We start from the raw sequence: 16615 nt of genomic DNA on the forward strand, positions 1-16615 counted from the left end.
ATACAGATACAAAAAAGGCCTAACAAGTGTTAGGCCTTTTTTGGAAGTCTTAGCGATTAGCTTGAACGGCGCTTGATATTAGCACCTAGCGCACTCAGCTTATCTTCAATGCGTTGATAACCACGGTCTACGTGATAGATGCGGTCAACAATAGTCTCACCTTGAGCAACGATCCCTGTCAAAATAAGGCTCGCTGAAGCACGTAAATCAGTTGCCATCACTTGCGCGCCTGATAGGCTTTCTGTATCGCCACAAATTGCCGTATTACCTTCTAAGCGAATGTTTGCGCCCATACGCTGTAACTCTGGTACGTGCATAAAACGGTTTTCAAAAATCGTTTCTGTGATGGTTGCACTGCCTTTAGCTACCACATTTAAAGCTGTAAACTGCGCTTGCATATCGGTAGGGAAACCCGGGTGTGGCATAGTCTTAATATTAACTGCTTTTAATTCGCGGCCACGCATATCAAGATAAATGCTGTTATCAGTGACTTCAACCAAGGCATTGGTAGCGCGTAGTTTTTCAATCACAGGATCAAGACTATGGTGGTCTGTATTTTTACAAAGCACTTCACCGCCAGCCATTGCCGCCGCAACCAAGAAGGTACCTGTTTCAATGCGATCAGGAAGAATGCTGTACTCACAACCCGATAGTGACTCAACCCCTTCAATTTCGATACGGCTAGTGCCTGCACCGCTGATCTTCGCACCCATCGCAATTAAGCAATTAGCAAGATCGGTAATTTCAGGTTCGCGAGCGGCATTTTCAAGTACAGTTTTACCATCAGCCAGCGTTGCTGCCATTAGTAAGTTTTCTGTTGCGCCAACACTGACCATCTCCATAAAGATTTCAGCACCTTTTAAGCGACCATCAACCTTAGCGTTGATATAACCATTTTCAACCTTGATGATAGCGCCCATGCGCTCGAGGCCTTGAATATGGATATCAACTGGGCGGGCACCAATCGCACAACCACCTGGCAGTGATACTTGCGCTTGGCCAAAACGGGCAACTAAAGGGCCTAATGCAAGCACAGAGGCACGCATTTGCTTTACCAGCTCGTACGGTGCAAGCGTTTTATCAACCGTCGCACCATCAATGATTAGTTTGTCTTGCTGCCATTCGACATTTGCACCCAGCGTTTTTAACAAGGCTTCTGTGGTGCCGATATCGCGTAAACGAGGAACATTACTAAAGGTACTTTTGCCCTGCCCTAAAAGCGCAGCAAAAAGAATTGGAAGAGCGGCATTTTTAGCGCCAGAAATAGTGACTTCACCTGCCAGAGAGGTGCCACCTTGAATAACAAATTGATCCATTAGGAGGCCCTGCGACTATTGAGGTAAAATAAATTTTTGTTCGCGTTTCCATTCAGTCGGTGTGAACGCTTTGATAGATACAGCGTGGATTGTACCGTCTGAGATTGTTGACATTAACGGAGCATAAACCAACTGTTGCTTCTTCACGCGAGATAAACCATCAAAACACTCACCAACAGCAATCACTTCGTAGTGGCTACCATTTGCTTTAACAATCACTTCATCTAGTTTTAATTCGTCGCGTAATAACGTTTCGACTTGGCTCGTTTCCATAAATCTCACTCAAATAAGTTTGTGACCTGACCCAACTGCATTAAGTTTTGCAATTGCTCAGGGCTATTTTGCAGTTCAAGGTGAATGCCTTGCTGCTTTAATTCTGCGAAAGAGTGAATTAACCAAGCTAAGCCCGCCGTGTCAACCCTAGAAAGCCCAGAAAGGTCAAAATACCATGTTTTATGCTTCGTATCTGGCTTAACGTTCAGAAGCCGTTCACGACCAATTGAATTTCGAGTCAGTTCGCCACTGACTCGAAACTGGTTCTCTTCAAGTTGAGTAATCTCGACTTTACTCATTGCCACCTTCACCTCTGAACTGAACTGGCAACTGGCTCTTCTGCTCCAATAAATCACTCACATATTCTATACCTTGTTGGCGTAAAATACCTTGTAATTCACTTTGTTTAGCATCTAATAAGCTAATACCTTCCGCAATCATGTCATAGGCTCGCCAATCACCATCACGATCCTCGCGTACCTTAAAATCGATTTTAATATCTGGCTTACCCGGCTCAACAATTTTTGTTTTCACTACTACGACATCTTGGCCTTTGAAAGGCTGCGCAGGTGCGAACTCAACGCTTTGATTAGTGTACTGTGTAAACACGCCAGCGTAAGTGGCGATTAAATATTTTTGAAATACATCAATAAAGCGCTGCAACTCTTTAATTGCTTTCGCTTTTTCTTCTTTATCTTCGATAGCGCGCACCTTTGATACATGATTACCTAATACGCGCAATGCAGCATATTTGTAGTCTATGTAAGGCATCAGCTCTTCTTCAACGATAACGCGTAAATGCTCTTTATCTTTCGCAATTAGAGGCTGATCTTTAGAAATACGCGCAAACGTATGATCAGATACTTTACGCACCATTTTATAAGGATCTTTTAAATCAATATTTGCATCAGCTGCATTGACATTTAACGTCAACAGCATGCCCAAACATACTAAAAACTTCTTAAACATAATTATTCACTTCCTTGGTTGAATAAGAACTGACCTATCAATTCTTCTAAAACTAATGCTGATTTTGTGTCGGTAATGTAGTCACCATTGGCAAGAGCCTTACTTTCAACACCAAACAGCTCATCTAAGCCAGCATCTTGTTCATTAACTGTCACTTCATTGCCCATACAACGCTGCTCAGCAGATTCTGGGGCAATAACAGGGTTAATACCTAAATACTGTTCACCTAAAATACCTGACGTTAAAATAGAGATTGATGTGGTGTCTGAAAACTTACATAAGTAATTAGCATCAATCGCCATATTAACCACCGGCACAAACTCTTTTGGATGGATAAAAATAGATTCAACTCGACCAACAACCACACCACCTACTTTGATAGGCGCTCTTGCTTTTAAAGAACCAATATTCTCAAACTTTGCGTTAAGTTGGTAAGTTTCACCACTCCCACTAATGCCAGCATTCGCAACTTTAAATGCTAATAATGCAAATGCAGCGATACCAAGGGCTACAAAAAAGCCAACTAATATTTCTAATTTCCGTGAATTCATCTTAATACCCTAATTAGCTGGTAAACATTACCGCTGTTAAAATAAAGTCAAAACCTAATACTGCCAATGACGAGTGCACAACGGTTTCTGTTGTGGCCTTACTGATCCCCTCAGATGTAGGAACACAGTCATAGCCTTTGTAAAGTGCAATCCAAGTCACAATCATGGCGAATACAAAACTCTTAATCATGCCGTTCACAATATCTTGTTGAAACGACACTTGCGCTTGCATGATTGACCAGAAGCTTCCTGAGTCAACACCAAGCCAATCAACACCCACTAAATGAGCGCCAATAATAGCAACCGCAGAAAATATTAGTGCAAGCAATGGCATACTGATAAAACCAGCCCAAAAACGCGGTGCAATAATGCGTTTAAGTGGATCGATCGCCATCATTTCTAAACTTGATAATTGTTCAGTCGCTTTCATTAACCCAATTTCAGCAGTAAGCGCACTACCCGCGCGACCAGCAAACAGTAATGCTGTTACTACAGGGCCTAACTCACGTAATAAGCTCAATGCCACTAAGGGTCCTAAGCTATCTTCAGCACCATAGCCTACTAATACGGTGTAACCTTGCAGAGCGAGCACCATACCGATAAATAGGCCTGACACCATGATGATCAAAAGAGATTGCGAGCCCACCATATATAATTGGCGAACAAGTAAAGGTGTGCCTTTTTTAAAGTTTGGCACATTAACGAGTGCACCAAACAGCATTTGAGTAGAACGACCAAGCGCGGCAAAGCGCCCTAGCGTTTTGTGACCTAACTTCTGGAATAGATCAAGCATTATGCACTCCTAGTAATTCATCATCATACGCAGGAGCTGGGAAATGGAATGGCACAGGGCCATCCGATAAACCATTTAAGAACTGTTGCACAAGCTCAGATTCATGGTTTTGCATTTGCTCAGGTGACCCTTCGCCTATCACTCCTTGATCAGCAATGATGATCACGTGGTCGGCAATACTCATTACTTCTGTTACATCATGAGTTACGATCAGTGATGATAAACCTAACACCTCATTCAGTGACTTAATAAGTTTAACAAGCACACCCATGGAAATAGGATCTTGACCAGCAAAAGGCTCATCATACATGATAAGTTCTGGATCAAGGGCAATTGAACGCGCTAAAGCAGCACGACGAGCCATACCACCCGAAAGCTCAGACGGCATTAAATCTTGTGCACCACGCAGGCCAACAGCTTGTAATTTCATTAAAACAACAAGGCGGATTAAATCTTCGCTAAGCTGAGTATGTTCGCGCAAAGGAAAGGCGATATTGTCAAACACTGACATATCGGTAAATAAAGCGCCGCTTTGAAACAGCATGCTCATTTTGGTACGGGCGGCGTAAAGTTCCTTGCGAGTCATGCTAGGAATGCTTTTGCCTTCAAATAAAATGTCACCAGAGTCAGGCTTCAGCTGACCGCCAATTAAGCGTAACATGGTGGTTTTACCAATGCCGCTCGGTCCCATGATAGCGGTAATCTTGCCTTTCGGAATGTTAAAACTCATATTTTTATATATGATTCTATCGCCCCGTGAAAAGGTTACATCCTTGATTTCTACTATTGATTGCGACAAGTCGCTCTCCATAACGTTTTTCACTAGTTTTGCCATTTTAAGGGTTTTTTAGTCAAGATGGAAAAAACAAATCGTAAAATTTTGTAATATTTTCTATCAATAAATTCTAAAGCTAGCTGTAAAGAGCTTAACGACACCTGAAATTTAGTTTCCTTACCAAGCACGCTTTATGCTTGCCAGCCCATTCTTTTACTTATACTTTCAGGCTCGCTTTTGTTACTATTTGCAGTCATCTGTATAAGTAATGTTGGCGTATCACAATGGTGACTTCTTTTGTCATTTTAATTATTGGCTTTGCTGCACTCGTCTGGAGTGCTGATCGGTTTGTTTATGGGGCGGCTGCACTGGCAAAAAATATGGGGATCCCCACCCTAATCATTGGTTTAACCGTTGTTGCTATGGGCTCATCTGCGCCTGAAATGATGGTATCTGCATCAGCGGCACTTGCCGGTAAAACAGATACTGCGGTAGGTAATGCGGTCGGCTCTAACATTACTAACATCTTACTTGTACTTGGTGTCACAGCTTTACTGCGCCCTCTTTCAGTATCTTCAATGACACTCAAACGCGAAATGCCGCTGGTACTGTTAATCTCAGTAGCCGCTTGGTATGTGTTCTCAGATAACTATTTTTCGTTCGCTGAAGGCATTGCATTGATGATTGCCTTTGCGGTGTTCATTGGTGGCTTAGTTATTGTGTCTCTGCGTGCTAAAAACCAAGATGACCCATTTGTCAGCGAAGCATGTGAAGATGTTCCGAACGATGTCAGCACTAAATCAGCCATATTTTGGTTAATCATCGGCATGATTTTATTACCAGTCAGTTCACACTTTTTAGTTGAATCAGCCGTTGATATCGCAAAATATTTTGGTCTATCAGACCTTGTAATAGGCTTAACCATAATTGCTATTGGCACCAGCTTACCAGAGCTGGCAGCCTGTATTGCAGGGGTATTAAAAAACGAAGACGATTTAGCGCTTGGTAATATCGTTGGCTCAAACATTTTCAATTTACTCGCCGTATTACCACTTGCGGGTATTATCAACCCATCAATTATTGACCCTTCTGCGGCAAACCGCGATGCACTTATCATGATTGCAGCAACCGTTGTATTGATTGCCATGTCATTGAACTTTAAAGGTGCTCGTCGTATCAATAGAGTAGAAGGTGGCTTACTGTTAGTCGCATTTATTGCATATCAGGGCTATATTTTCAGCCAAGTAGGATAATTAATGACACAACCTAGCTTTATCGCGCAGGGTAAGCGCGTACTCGAAATTGAAGCACAAGCTTTACAAGAAATTGAGCAATATATAAATCAAGATTTCGATAATGCTTGCCAATTAATGTTCCAATGTACAGGTCGTATTATTGTGATTGGTATGGGCAAGTCTGGCCATGTAGGTAATAAAATTGCTGCAACCCTTGCAAGTACTGGCACTCCGGCATTTTTTGTTCATCCTGGCGAAGCTAGCCACGGTGATTTAGGCATGATCACCCGCGACGATGTGGTGATGTGTATTTCAAATTCAGGTGAGACCAGCGAAGTACTCAGTATTATCCCTGTTATTAAGCGCATTGGCGCAAAAATGATTTCGTTAACAGGCAACCCAGACTCAACAATGGCAAAACTGTCTGATGTTCATGTGTGCATCAAAGTTAGCCAAGAAGCGTGTCCGTTAGGCCTTGCCCCAACGGCAAGCACCACTGCAACCTTGGTTATGGGCGATGCAATGGCGGTTGCGCTACTAGAAACCCGAGGTTTCACTGCCGACGATTTTGCACTTTCGCACCCTGGTGGCAGCTTAGGTAAACGTTTATTACTTACATTAGATGATGTGATGCACGCAGGCGACGCAACGCCAATCGTTAGCGAAACCCAAAGCATCAAAGATGCATTGATTGAAATGTCAGCCAAAGGCCTTGGTATGACCGCAGTGATTGGTGCAGATGAAAAGTTAGCCGGGTTATTCACTGATGGTGACTTACGCCGTATTTTAGAACAGCGCATCGATATCCATAACACGGCAATTAGCCAAGTGATGACCCGTTCATGCACAACGGCTCGCCCTGACATGCTTGCGGCTGAAGCTTTAAATATTATGGAGCATAAACGTATTAATGGTTTAATTGTGGTGGATCAAAGCAACACACCAATTGGTGCCCTTAATATGCAAGACTTATTAAAAGCAGGAGTTCTCTAAGCAATGACATTCGCCGAACTATACCAGCCCCTGAGCCCTGATGTGAGTCAGCGTGCTCAAAAAATAAAACTATTAATCTGTGATATTGATGGTGTTTTTTCTGATGGTCGAATTTATTTGGGTAATAATGGCGAAGAGCTTAAAGCATTCAATACTAAAGATGGTTTTGGTATTAAAGCACTCATTAATAGTGGCTTTGAAGTGGCAGTGATTACTGGCCGCCATTCACAAATAGTTCAGCAGCGAATGACTAGCCTAACAGTTCAGCACATTTATCAGGGACAAGAAGATAAGCTGATTGCTTATCAAGAGTTAAAGGATAAACTGGGGCTGACAGATGAACAGATTGCCTATATTGGTGATGATGGTCCAGACTTACCAGTTATGGAAAAAGTTGGCTTTGCTGTCGCAGTAAACGATGCACACCCGCTTATCAAGAAGCTGGCTCATTACACCACATTATTACCGGGTGGCTTTGGAGCCGTGCGTGAATTAACTGATTTACTGATGTTAGAAAACGGCAAGCCGTTAACTAGCGATGGTACCAGCGCATGAATATAGCCCGTATTTTACTGAGTATTGTTTTTGTCTGTTGCATGGTGTGGTTATGGTACCCGTACTTTAACCAGTCAACTGATACAATAACTAGTGAAGACGAGATCATCGCAACACCTGATTACACTGCCGTTGCTCTAAAGCAAACAGCTTATGACGAGCAAGGTAAAATTAGTCATAAAGTGGCAGCTGCAAAAATGGAGTTGTATCAACAATTAGGGTTTACCTTTTTTGAACAACCTATTTTTACTATTTATAGCGATCAGCAAGTTTGGCAAGTAAGAGCCAAAGAAGCTACTTTATACGAAAATGATCAGCTGATTTTTGAAGGGGATGTAGTTGCTAAAAACTTAACCCATAACGGTATGATCGAAGACATAAAAGCAGAAAATATTAATGTCGACATTGATAAAATGACGATGTTTTCAAAGCAACCTGTAACACTAACAGGACCGAATTTAAAAATTACCGGTAAAGGCTTAAAAGCCGATTTAAAAGCCGAAATTGTTGAGTTAACTAACCATACACGAACCATATACTATGACCAATAAACTGAAGAAATTACTCCTGATCCCAAGCTTATTAATTGCCTTTTCGGGCGCAGCTGCCGAGCAAACAGGCGCTCAAATTAGCATTAGCTCAGATCGCCAAGTCGGTAAACTAAAAGATGGCGTTGGCATATTCGAAGGTAACGTAGAGATCGTGCATGGTGATCGTCGCATTACAGCAGAGCGACTTGAGGCACATGGCGGTGACACCGAAGGTACAGTCGAATTAATTATCGCTACAGGCAAACCAGCTTACTTCGAAGAAAAGCAAGCTGATGGTACCGTGATGAGTGCCAGCGCCGAAGAAGTTCGTTATGATGTTGCGAAACGCTTCTTAACACTCAATGGCGAAGCTGAAGTCACTCAAGCGGGTCAAAAAGTAACGGCAAAAAGCATTACCTATGATATGGCTCAACAGCTGATCAGCGCAGAAAAAGACGAAAACTCAACAGATCGTGTACACACTATTTTAGTGCCTGTAGAAAATAAAAAAGACGATAAAGGCCAACCATGAGCACATTAAAAGCAGAGCTTTTAGCTAAAAGCTACAAAGGCCGCCAAGTGGTTAAAAATGTCGGTCTTGAAGTTGAAGCGGGCAGTATTGTTGGCTTGTTAGGGCCAAATGGTGCAGGTAAAACAACGACCTTCTATATGATTGTAGGCCTCGTACCAAGCGACAAAGGAAAAATAAGCATCGATGATAACGATATCACGCTTTTGCCAATGCACAGCCGTGCGCGCTTAGGTATTGGTTATCTACCACAAGAGTCGTCTATTTTTCGAAAATTAACAGTTTACCAAAACTTGATGGCCATATTAGAGACCCGCAAAGATCTTAACAAAACAACGCGCGAAGAGACGCTTAACAACTTATTAGATGAATTTAGCATTCAACATATTCGCGATAGCCAAGGTATGGCACTGTCAGGTGGTGAACGACGCCGCGTTGAAATTGCACGTGCATTAGCCGCTAATCCTAAATTTATCCTTTTAGATGAGCCTTTTGCTGGTGTTGATCCTATTTCGGTGTTAGATATAAAGAAAATTATTGAGCACCTAAAAAATCGTGGTATTGGTGTACTTATTACTGACCATAATGTTCGAGAAACCCTTGATGTTTGTGAAAAAGCCTACATTGTTTCTCATGGGGAGCTAATTGCATCAGGGACACCTGAGCACGTATTAGCTGACCAAACTGTACGTGATGTTTATCTAGGCGAGCAATTCAGGCTGTAACCATTACGCCACCGACTAGAGCATCTGCTAGACTTATACAATGACAATAAATCGATAACAGTGTCCTCACCGTTACCGATAACTTAAAAAGGATTGTTAGGGATACATGAGGCAATCATTACAGCTGCGCATGGGCCAGCAACTTACAATGACTCCACAACTGCAACAAGCCATTCGCTTGTTGCAGCTCAGTACATTGGATCTCCAGCAAGAAATTCAAGAAGCGCTTGATAGTAATCCTCTGCTTGAAGTGGAAGAAGCGGATTACAACGAAGAAAGCATCGGTAAGAATGAGCAAAAAGCGGAGTCTGACGATGTACAAGTCAGCGCGTCTGCCGACGAAGCACCTAGCGAATTCGAGCAAGAAAGCAGTGATGCTCTGAGTAAGGATACGGTTAGCGATGACTTAGCTATGGATGTTACGTGGGATGAGTACATGAGTGCCGCCCCATCAACATCGTCTGGGCCAATGCCTGAAGACGAGTCTATTTACCAAGGTGCTTCAACAGAAACACTGCAAGAATATTTAATGTGGCAACTACAGCTCACACCATTTAGTCCTACCGATGAAGCGATTGCCGTTGCCATCGTTGAAGCTATCGATGACTCAGGTATTTTAACGGTTAGCTGCGAAGATATTGTCGAAAGCTTTAATCAAAATAATGATGAAGAAGAAATCGAACTCGATGAAGTTGAAGCTGTCTTAAAAAGAATACAGTTATTCGATCCAGTTGGTATCGGCGCCCGAAGTTTACAAGAGTGCCTGTGTATACAACTTCGTCAATTCGATGCCAATACGCCATATTTAGCTGAAACTAAAATGGTTTTATCTGAGCATATCGAATTATTAGCAAGTCGCGACTATCGCACTTTAATGAAAAAGACTAAGCTTAAAGAAAACGAGCTTAAAGAAGTGATGACGCTCATTCACAGCTTAAATCCTAAGCCTGCGGATAGCATAGTACGCGAAGAATCTGAGTACGTCATACCCGATGTATCAGTGAAAAAAGTGAAAGGCCGCTGGGTAGTCGAGTTAAACCCAGATTGTATGCCAAAAATTAGAGTGAATAGCCAATATGCAGCGATGTCTCGCTCTGTTAAATCAAGTAGCGACAGCCAATTTATTCGTTCTCACTTACAAGAAGCAAAGTGGTTTATTAAGAGCTTAGAAAGCCGTAACGATACTTTACTAAAAGTGACCAACTGTATCGTGCAACAACAGCAAGCTTTCTTTGAACATGGCCCAGAAGCAATGAAGCCAATGGTGCTAAACGATGTCGCTGAAATGGTCGAAATGCATGAATCGACGATTTCTCGGGTTACAACACAAAAATATATGCATACCCCAAGGGGAATTTTTGAGTTGAAATATTTCTTCTCAAGCCATGTCAGCACCGAAAATGGTGGTGAGTGCTCTTCTACAGCAATTCGCGCTTTAATCAAGAAGTTAGTTGCTGCAGAAAACTCGGTTAAACCATTGAGTGATAGCAAAATTGCAGATATATTGGCTGAGCAAGGAATTAAAGTAGCTAGACGTACAATTGCAAAATATCGTGAGTCTCTAGCAATACCTCCGTCTAATCAGCGTAAAAGTCTGATTTAGACGTTTTACATAGAAGGAAAATGCTTATGCAACTAAATTTAACTGGTCGTCACGTAGAAGTCACTGATTCATTAAGAGACTATGTAAACACTAAGTTCGCAAAACTAGAAAGGCATTTTGATCATATTAATAATGTTCATGTCATTTTAGATGTAGAAAAATTAAGCCAAAAAGCAGAAGCAACTTTACATGTAAACGGAGGCGAGTTGTTCGCTTCTACAGAACATCAAGATATGTACGCAGCAATTGACTCATTGATCGATAAACTTGATCGCCAAGTCATTAAGCATAAAGAGAAATTAGCTCGACATTAAATTATGAAACTTAGTTCACTTACTAATCAGGACTGCAGCAAAGCTGCGGTCCTTTTTAATAGCAAAAAAAGAATTCTTGAGTATATTAGCGAGTTAGCTCACCAGCAGTTTCCTCATTTATCTCAACAAGATATCCTAGATGCTTTTCTGAACAGGGAAAAGTTAGGTAGTACAGGTATCGGCCGAGGAATAGCTATTCCCCACGGTCGAATGAGTGGTGCTGATGAACCTCATGCATTTATTATTGTCAGTGAATCTCCCATCAATTTTGATGCGATAGACAATCGTCCCGTTGATATTTTTGTGGCACTCATCGTACCAGATGGCGATTGCCAGTTGCACTTGAAGACCTTGTCAACAATTGCTGATAGACTTAAAGATAAAGATTTTTGTAAACAGTTGCGAAGTGCTACAAGCGATCAGCAACTATTTCAAGTAATTGCATCAGAGGCATAAATGGAATTAATAATTATCAGCGGTCGCTCAGGCTCGGGGAAATCGGTCGCTTTACGAGTTCTTGAAGACTTAGGCTACTACTGTGTTGATAATATTCCTGTCAACCTACTGCCTTCGCTCGTGCGAAGTGTTTCTGATAATTATGACAAAATTGCCGTCAGTATCGACGTACGTAACTTACCGAAAGAGCAGCAAGAGTTTAATGATATTCTTGAGTACCTGCCAGGTTTTGCTAACCCAACACTATTCTACCTAGATAGTGATGATCAAACCCTAATCAAGCGTTTTTCTGAAACTCGCCGTTTGCATCCATTATCGATTGATTCTTTACCGCTTGATCTTGCCATTAAACAAGAAAAAATCCTGCTTGATGTGCTGATCACCCGCGCTGACTTTATGATTGATACCACTGATTTGAGTGTTCATCAGTTAGCAGAATCAATTCGTGAAAAGATTTTAGGTAAGAAAGATAAAAAACTGATTATTACGTTTATGTCGTTTGGTTTTAAGCATGGCATTCCAAAAGAAGCTGACTACGTTTTTGATGCACGCTTTTTACCGAACCCACACTGGGAGCCTGATTTAAAGCCACTAACCGGCCTCGATCAGCCTGTCAGGGATTATTTAGCTAGCCACAGCATAGTGCAAAAGTTCACTTGGCAGATTCAAACCTTTGTACAGACTTGGTTGCCACATCTAGAGCGCAATAACCGCAGTTACCTAACCATTGCAATTGGTTGTACAGGAGGCCAACACCGTTCTGTTTACTTAGCGCAAACAATTGGTGAAAGCTTTTCTAAAACTCATGCTAATGTAAAAATTCGCCACCGCGAACAAGATATCTAACTAGGCACCAACAATGCACGCTGAAGATACCTTTTTAATTCAAAACAAACTTGGCTTACATGCTCGCGCTGCGACTGTTTTAGCGCAACTAGCACTGCAATTTGATGCCAAAATTACACTTTTTCAAGATGAGAAAGAAGCTGAAGGCGACAGCGTGTTAGCGTTAATGCTCCTTGAAAGTAGTCAAGGAAAAGAGGTTCGTGTTGTATGCGAAGGTCCTGACGCTGACGCTGCATTAACGGCAATCGGCGAATTAATTGCGCAACGCTTTCACGAGCAAGAATAGCATTTGCTAAGACTTCAAGGTTTACGGTAAACTTACTTCGGATATTTAAAATTCCCTTTAAATATCCTACTTTTATATCGCTCGCTTTTCTAAATTACAAAACTCTTAATAAATTTATCGCAGTGCGACGATATCTCTGCAAATACACTACAAAGCAACTATGCTGTATTTGCATAGCCTATTTAAACTTTTTTCAGTTGTAAGGACGCCAATGCCAGAAGCCTTTGAACAAGATTACCCACTACAACAACTCAAACAAGTGACCAAGTCACTCAATAGTGGTCAATTTGTTCAAGTGCGCGGCATGTTAGCCAAAACGGCACCTTGTGATACAGCCCTTTTACTTGAGTCTTCTCCCCATAAAATTCGTCGTATGCTTTGGCAGCTGGTTGACCCAGATGTCCGTGGTGATGTTCTAGAGGAACTCTCTGAAGATGTACGTCTTGGCATTATTGCCCAGATGGAGCCTGAGCACATTGCTGCTGCTACAGAAGATATGGACGACGATGACTTAGGTGAGGTTTTACGTAGTCTTCCTGATACCGTATATCAAGACGTTGTTAGCGCGATGGACTCGCAAGATAGAGAAAGGGCAACTCAAGCGCTTTCTTATCAAGAGCGCTCAGCCGGAGCCCTGATGAACAGCGATACGGTAACCATTCGTCCAGATGTTACCCTAGATGTAGTTTTACGCTATTTACGCTTACGAGGTGAGTTACCAGAGGGTACCGATGATTTATATGTAGTTGATAAACATAACTGCTTTTTAGGGGCGCTTTCGTTAACCACGCTACTGACAAGTCCTTCTGATAAAGTTGTTCGTGATTTAATGGATGAAGACTGTGAGTCAATCCTAATCTCTATGGATGAAAGCGATGTGGCGCAGCTATTTGAGCGTCACAACTGGATTTCAGCTCCTGTTGTAGATGATAACGCTCACTTGCTTGGCCGTATTACCATCGATGATATCGTTGACGTAATCCGTGAAGATGCAGAGCACAGCATGCTAAGCCTCGCTGGTCTTGACGACGAAGAAGATACCTTTGCGCCAGTGCTAAAAAGTTCGCAGCGTCGCTCTATTTGGCTTGGGGTTAACTTATTAACCGCATTGCTAGCAGCCATTGTGGCAAGCTTTTTCGAAAACACCTTAGCAATCTTACCTATTTTAGCGGTACTCAATGGTATCGTCCCTTCAATGGGTGGCGTTGCAGGTAGCCAAACCTTAACCCTGGTTATTCGTGGTATAGCGGTTGGCCATATCAACCAAACCAACCAACGCTTCTTATTACTCAAAGAGCTGGCGATTGGCGCACTGAATGGTATTATTTGGTCGATATTAATTGCTGGAGTGGTTGCCCTATGGCAATGGGACTTTAAGCTCGGCGCAGTGCTGGCCTTTGCAATGTTTATGAACCTTGTTGCCGCAGGTATTGCAGGTGCGAGTATTCCATTAATTCTTAAGAAAATGAAAATAGACCCAGCCCTTGCCGGCAGTGTAGTGCTGACAACCGTCACTGATATTGTTGGTATCTTTGCCTTTTTAGGCACCGCAACCTGGCTATTGATCTGATACCAATTCACAATAATACTTAATTAAGCGAATTGGTATAAATAAAAACGGCCCTTTAAGGGCCGTATTTATATCTTTTACTTTGCACGCTGCTTATTTTTACCTACTCTAGGTTTGGTATTGGCCTTTTTAAACTGGCTAAAACCGGTATGACGAGTCAGTGCTGCACGGCCTTTACCGCCCTTACCTTTAGCAGTTTTCTCGTTTCGACCTTCTTCAGGAACCAAACAATTCGGCCCTTTACCAATTAAATTTGCTTTGCCCATTTTTCTTAGTGCTTCACGGATCATCGGCCAACCAGCAGGATCGTGGTATCGTAAAATCGCTTTGTGTAAGCGACGCTGGCGTGCGCCTTTTGGAACAGGCACTTGCTCAGTATTGTTCTTAATATTGCGCAGCGAGTTCATCTCAGTGTGATAAATTGTGGTTGCATTGGCCATCGGCGATGGATAAAAGTTTTGTACTTGATCAAGCTTAAAGTCATGAGCCTTTAACCATAGCGCCATATTCACCATGTCTTCGTCTTTCGTTCCTGGGTGAGCAGAAATAAAATACGGGATCAAATACTGCTTTTTACCCGCTTCTTTTGAGTATTTATCAAATAGCTCTTTAAACTTATCGTAAGCTCCCATGCCCGGCTTCATCATCTTAGATAATGGACCATCTTCAGTGTGCTCAGGGGCAATTTTTAAGTACCCGCCTACGTGATGGGTAACCAACTCTTTTACGTAGCGAGGGTCTTCTACGGCTAAGTCATAACGTACGCCAGACGCGATCAAGATTTTCTTCACACCTTTTACATCTCGAGCTTTTTTATAAAGCTCAATCGTTGGGGTGTGATCCGTGTCCATGTGCTTGCAGATATCAGGATAAACACATGATAAACGACGACACGTGCTCTCTGCCTTTTTGCTCTTACAGCGCAACTTATACATATTCGCGGTCGGTCCGCCTAAGTCAGAAATAACCCCTGTGAAGCCCGGTACTCTGTCACGAATTTGCTCAATTTCATCAATAATTGATTGCTCAGAACGGCTTTGAATAATACGTCCTTCATGTTCTGTTATTGAACAGAAAGAACAACCACCAAAGCAACCACGCATGATGTTCACCGAGGTTTTAATCATTTCATAAGCTGGGATTTTTTCATCGCCGTAGCTTGGGTGCGGAATACGCTGATAAGGCAAACCAAATACGCCATCCATTTCTTCAGTTTCAAGCGGAAATGCAGGCGGGTTAACCCAAATAGAGCGGTCGCCATGGCGTTGAAATAACGCACGTGCACAACCTGGGTTTGTTTCTTGGTGCAAAATACGCGAGGCGTGAGCATAAAGCGGTTTATTCACACTTACTTGCTCATACGCAGGCAGCTTAACGTAGGTTTTTTCCCATGGCTTAGGGCGAGCAGGCTGAATCGTGATTGGTTTAGCCGCCTCGGCACTTAAATCGATCCCCGCTTGCTTAAATTCAGACTTACTACAACCCACATCATCTGCGCCATACGGGTTTGGAATTGGATCAATCTTACCGATTTTATCAATTGCAGTTGAGTCACTACCGCGCCAACCCGGTAATGGTTCTTTACGAATAACCGCAGTACCACGAATATCTTGAATTGTCTCAACCGACTCACCCGCAGCAATACGGTGGGCAACTTCAACAAGTGGGCGCTCAGCGTTACCGTAAATTAAAATGTCAGCTTTAGCATCAAACAATACACTACGGCGTACTTTTTCTTGCCAATAATCATAATGAGCAATACGGCGTAAACTCGCCTCAATACCACCAATGATCAACGGCACATCTTTATAAGCTTCGCGACAGCGTTGGCTGTATACAACTACCGCACGGTCAGGACGTTTACCGCCTATGTTACCCGGCGTATAAGCATCATCATGACGCATACGCTTTTCAGCAGTATAACGATTGATCATCGAGTCCATATTACCCGCTGTAACACCAAAGAATAAGTTAGGCTTACCTAACGCCATAAAGGCATCTTTTGAGTTCCAATCAGGTTGTGCAATTATACCCACACGAAAACCCTGTGACTCAAGCATACGCCCTATCACAGCCATACCGAAACTTGGGTGATCTACATACGCATCACCACTGACAATGATCACGTCACAGCTATCCCAGCCTAACGCGTCCATTTCTGCACGAGTGGTTGGTAAAAATGGCGCCGTGCCATAGCATTCAGACCAATACTTAGGGTAAGAAAACAGGCCTCGCTCGGCTTTTAATGCGCTCATAAAGTGTACTCTGCTAACAAAAGGGGCGAATTATACCTCAG

At 42.6% G+C, this 16615-nt stretch carries 20 protein-coding genes; 12 read left to right on the plus strand and 8 right to left on the minus strand.

Going from position 1 to position 16615, the window contains the following annotated elements; all coding sequences use genetic code 11:
• Positions 1-56: 56 nt before the first annotated feature.
• From murA to L1266_RS17860, 7 genes are read right to left on the minus strand one after another with little or no spacing between them, the layout of a single operon-like run.
• Positions 57-1316 (minus strand): UDP-N-acetylglucosamine 1-carboxyvinyltransferase, encoded by a 1260-nt coding sequence (gene murA / locus L1266_RS17830; RefSeq protein ID WP_138602006.1) that lies wholly within the window; start codon positions 1314-1316, stop codon positions 57-59.
• Between the two features lie 15 nt (positions 1317-1331).
• Positions 1332-1589: a BolA family protein gene (locus L1266_RS17835; protein WP_054554171.1), complete on the minus strand. Its 258-nt coding sequence runs from the start codon at positions 1587-1589 to the stop codon at positions 1332-1334.
• A 5-nt stretch (positions 1590-1594) separates the two neighbouring features.
• The gene (locus tag L1266_RS17840) at positions 1595-1888 is read right to left on the minus strand and encodes an STAS domain-containing protein (protein WP_054554170.1); all 294 of its coding nucleotides are present in this window, start codon (positions 1886-1888) and stop codon (positions 1595-1597) included.
• Positions 1881-2528, minus strand: coding sequence for an MlaC/ttg2D family ABC transporter substrate-binding protein (locus tag L1266_RS17845; protein WP_371352324.1), 648 nt, complete (start codon positions 2526-2528; stop codon positions 1881-1883). Before L1266_RS17845 ends, L1266_RS17840 begins: the two co-directional genes overlap by 8 nt.
• Positions 2529-2560: 32 nt before the next feature.
• The gene (mlaD, locus tag L1266_RS17850) at positions 2561-3109 is read right to left on the minus strand and encodes an outer membrane lipid asymmetry maintenance protein MlaD (RefSeq protein WP_054554168.1); all 549 of its coding nucleotides are present in this window, start codon (positions 3107-3109) and stop codon (positions 2561-2563) included.
• Between the two features lie 13 nt (positions 3110-3122).
• Positions 3123-3902, minus strand: coding sequence for a lipid asymmetry maintenance ABC transporter permease subunit MlaE (gene mlaE, locus L1266_RS17855; protein ID WP_054554167.1), 780 nt, complete (start codon positions 3900-3902; stop codon positions 3123-3125).
• A complete protein-coding gene (locus L1266_RS17860; RefSeq protein WP_082389312.1) occupies positions 3895-4713 on the minus strand; it encodes an ATP-binding cassette domain-containing protein in 819 nt (272 codons plus the stop codon). The genes mlaE and L1266_RS17860 overlap by 8 nt, the downstream gene beginning before the upstream one ends.
• A gap of 248 nt (positions 4714-4961) precedes the next feature.
• On the opposite strand from L1266_RS17860, the gene L1266_RS17865 reads away from it, so the two are divergent.
• The 12 genes from L1266_RS17865 to mgtE all read left to right on the plus strand — a co-directional run bounded on the left by L1266_RS17865 (position 4962) and on the right by mgtE (position 14319).
• Positions 4962-5930: a calcium/sodium antiporter gene (locus tag L1266_RS17865; protein ID WP_138616432.1), complete on the plus strand. Its 969-nt coding sequence runs from the start codon at positions 4962-4964 to the stop codon at positions 5928-5930.
• A gap of 3 nt (positions 5931-5933) precedes the next feature.
• Entirely contained in the window at positions 5934-6905 is a 972-nt protein-coding gene (locus L1266_RS17870; RefSeq protein ID WP_054554164.1) for a KpsF/GutQ family sugar-phosphate isomerase, read from the plus strand.
• 3 nt (positions 6906-6908) lie between these two features.
• On the plus strand, positions 6909-7460 hold the full coding sequence (kdsC, locus tag L1266_RS17875; protein WP_138602001.1) for a 3-deoxy-manno-octulosonate-8-phosphatase KdsC: 552 nt from the start codon (positions 6909-6911) through the stop codon (positions 7458-7460).
• Complete coding sequence (gene lptC / locus L1266_RS17880) at positions 7457-8011, plus strand: LPS export ABC transporter periplasmic protein LptC (protein WP_054554162.1); 555 nt, start codon at positions 7457-7459, stop codon at positions 8009-8011. The genes kdsC and lptC overlap by 4 nt, the downstream gene beginning before the upstream one ends.
• On the plus strand, positions 8001-8522 hold the full coding sequence (gene lptA, locus L1266_RS17885; protein ID WP_054554161.1) for a lipopolysaccharide transport periplasmic protein LptA: 522 nt from the start codon (positions 8001-8003) through the stop codon (positions 8520-8522). Before lptC ends, lptA begins: the two co-directional genes overlap by 11 nt.
• Positions 8519-9244, plus strand: a complete 726-nt coding sequence (gene lptB, locus L1266_RS17890; protein WP_054554160.1) for an LPS export ABC transporter ATP-binding protein — start codon at positions 8519-8521, stop codon at positions 9242-9244. Before lptA ends, lptB begins: the two co-directional genes overlap by 4 nt.
• Positions 9245-9350: 106 nt before the next feature.
• Positions 9351-10847 carry an RNA polymerase factor sigma-54 gene (locus L1266_RS17895; RefSeq protein WP_054554159.1) on the plus strand — a complete coding sequence of 499 codons (1497 nt, stop codon included), beginning with the start codon at positions 9351-9353 and terminating at the stop codon, positions 10845-10847.
• Positions 10848-10873: 26 nt separating this feature from the next.
• Positions 10874-11161 (plus strand): ribosome hibernation promoting factor, encoded by a 288-nt coding sequence (gene hpf / locus L1266_RS17900; protein WP_054554158.1) that lies wholly within the window; start codon positions 10874-10876, stop codon positions 11159-11161.
• Between the two features lie 3 nt (positions 11162-11164).
• Positions 11165-11617, plus strand: coding sequence for a PTS IIA-like nitrogen regulatory protein PtsN (ptsN, locus tag L1266_RS17905; RefSeq protein WP_054554157.1), 453 nt, complete (start codon positions 11165-11167; stop codon positions 11615-11617).
• On the plus strand, positions 11618-12463 hold the full coding sequence (gene rapZ, locus L1266_RS17910) for an RNase adapter RapZ (RefSeq protein WP_138601999.1): 846 nt from the start codon (positions 11618-11620) through the stop codon (positions 12461-12463).
• A 13-nt stretch (positions 12464-12476) separates the two neighbouring features.
• Positions 12477-12749, plus strand: a complete 273-nt coding sequence (locus tag L1266_RS17915; RefSeq protein ID WP_054554155.1) for an HPr family phosphocarrier protein — start codon at positions 12477-12479, stop codon at positions 12747-12749.
• A 211-nt stretch (positions 12750-12960) separates the two neighbouring features.
• Positions 12961-14319: a magnesium transporter gene (gene mgtE / locus L1266_RS17920; RefSeq protein WP_138601996.1), complete on the plus strand. Its 1359-nt coding sequence runs from the start codon at positions 12961-12963 to the stop codon at positions 14317-14319.
• A 77-nt stretch (positions 14320-14396) separates the two neighbouring features.
• Here the strand turns inward: mgtE and L1266_RS17925 are convergent, their stop codons facing one another.
• The gene (locus tag L1266_RS17925; protein WP_235378045.1) at positions 14397-16574 is read right to left on the minus strand and encodes a YgiQ family radical SAM protein; all 2178 of its coding nucleotides are present in this window, start codon (positions 16572-16574) and stop codon (positions 14397-14399) included.
• Between the last annotated feature and the right edge of the window lie 41 nt (positions 16575-16615).

This window comes from Pseudoalteromonas sp. Cn5-37, assembly GCF_021532495.1.
GTDB classification, from domain to species: Bacteria; Pseudomonadota; Gammaproteobacteria; order Enterobacterales; family Alteromonadaceae; genus Pseudoalteromonas; species Pseudoalteromonas simplex.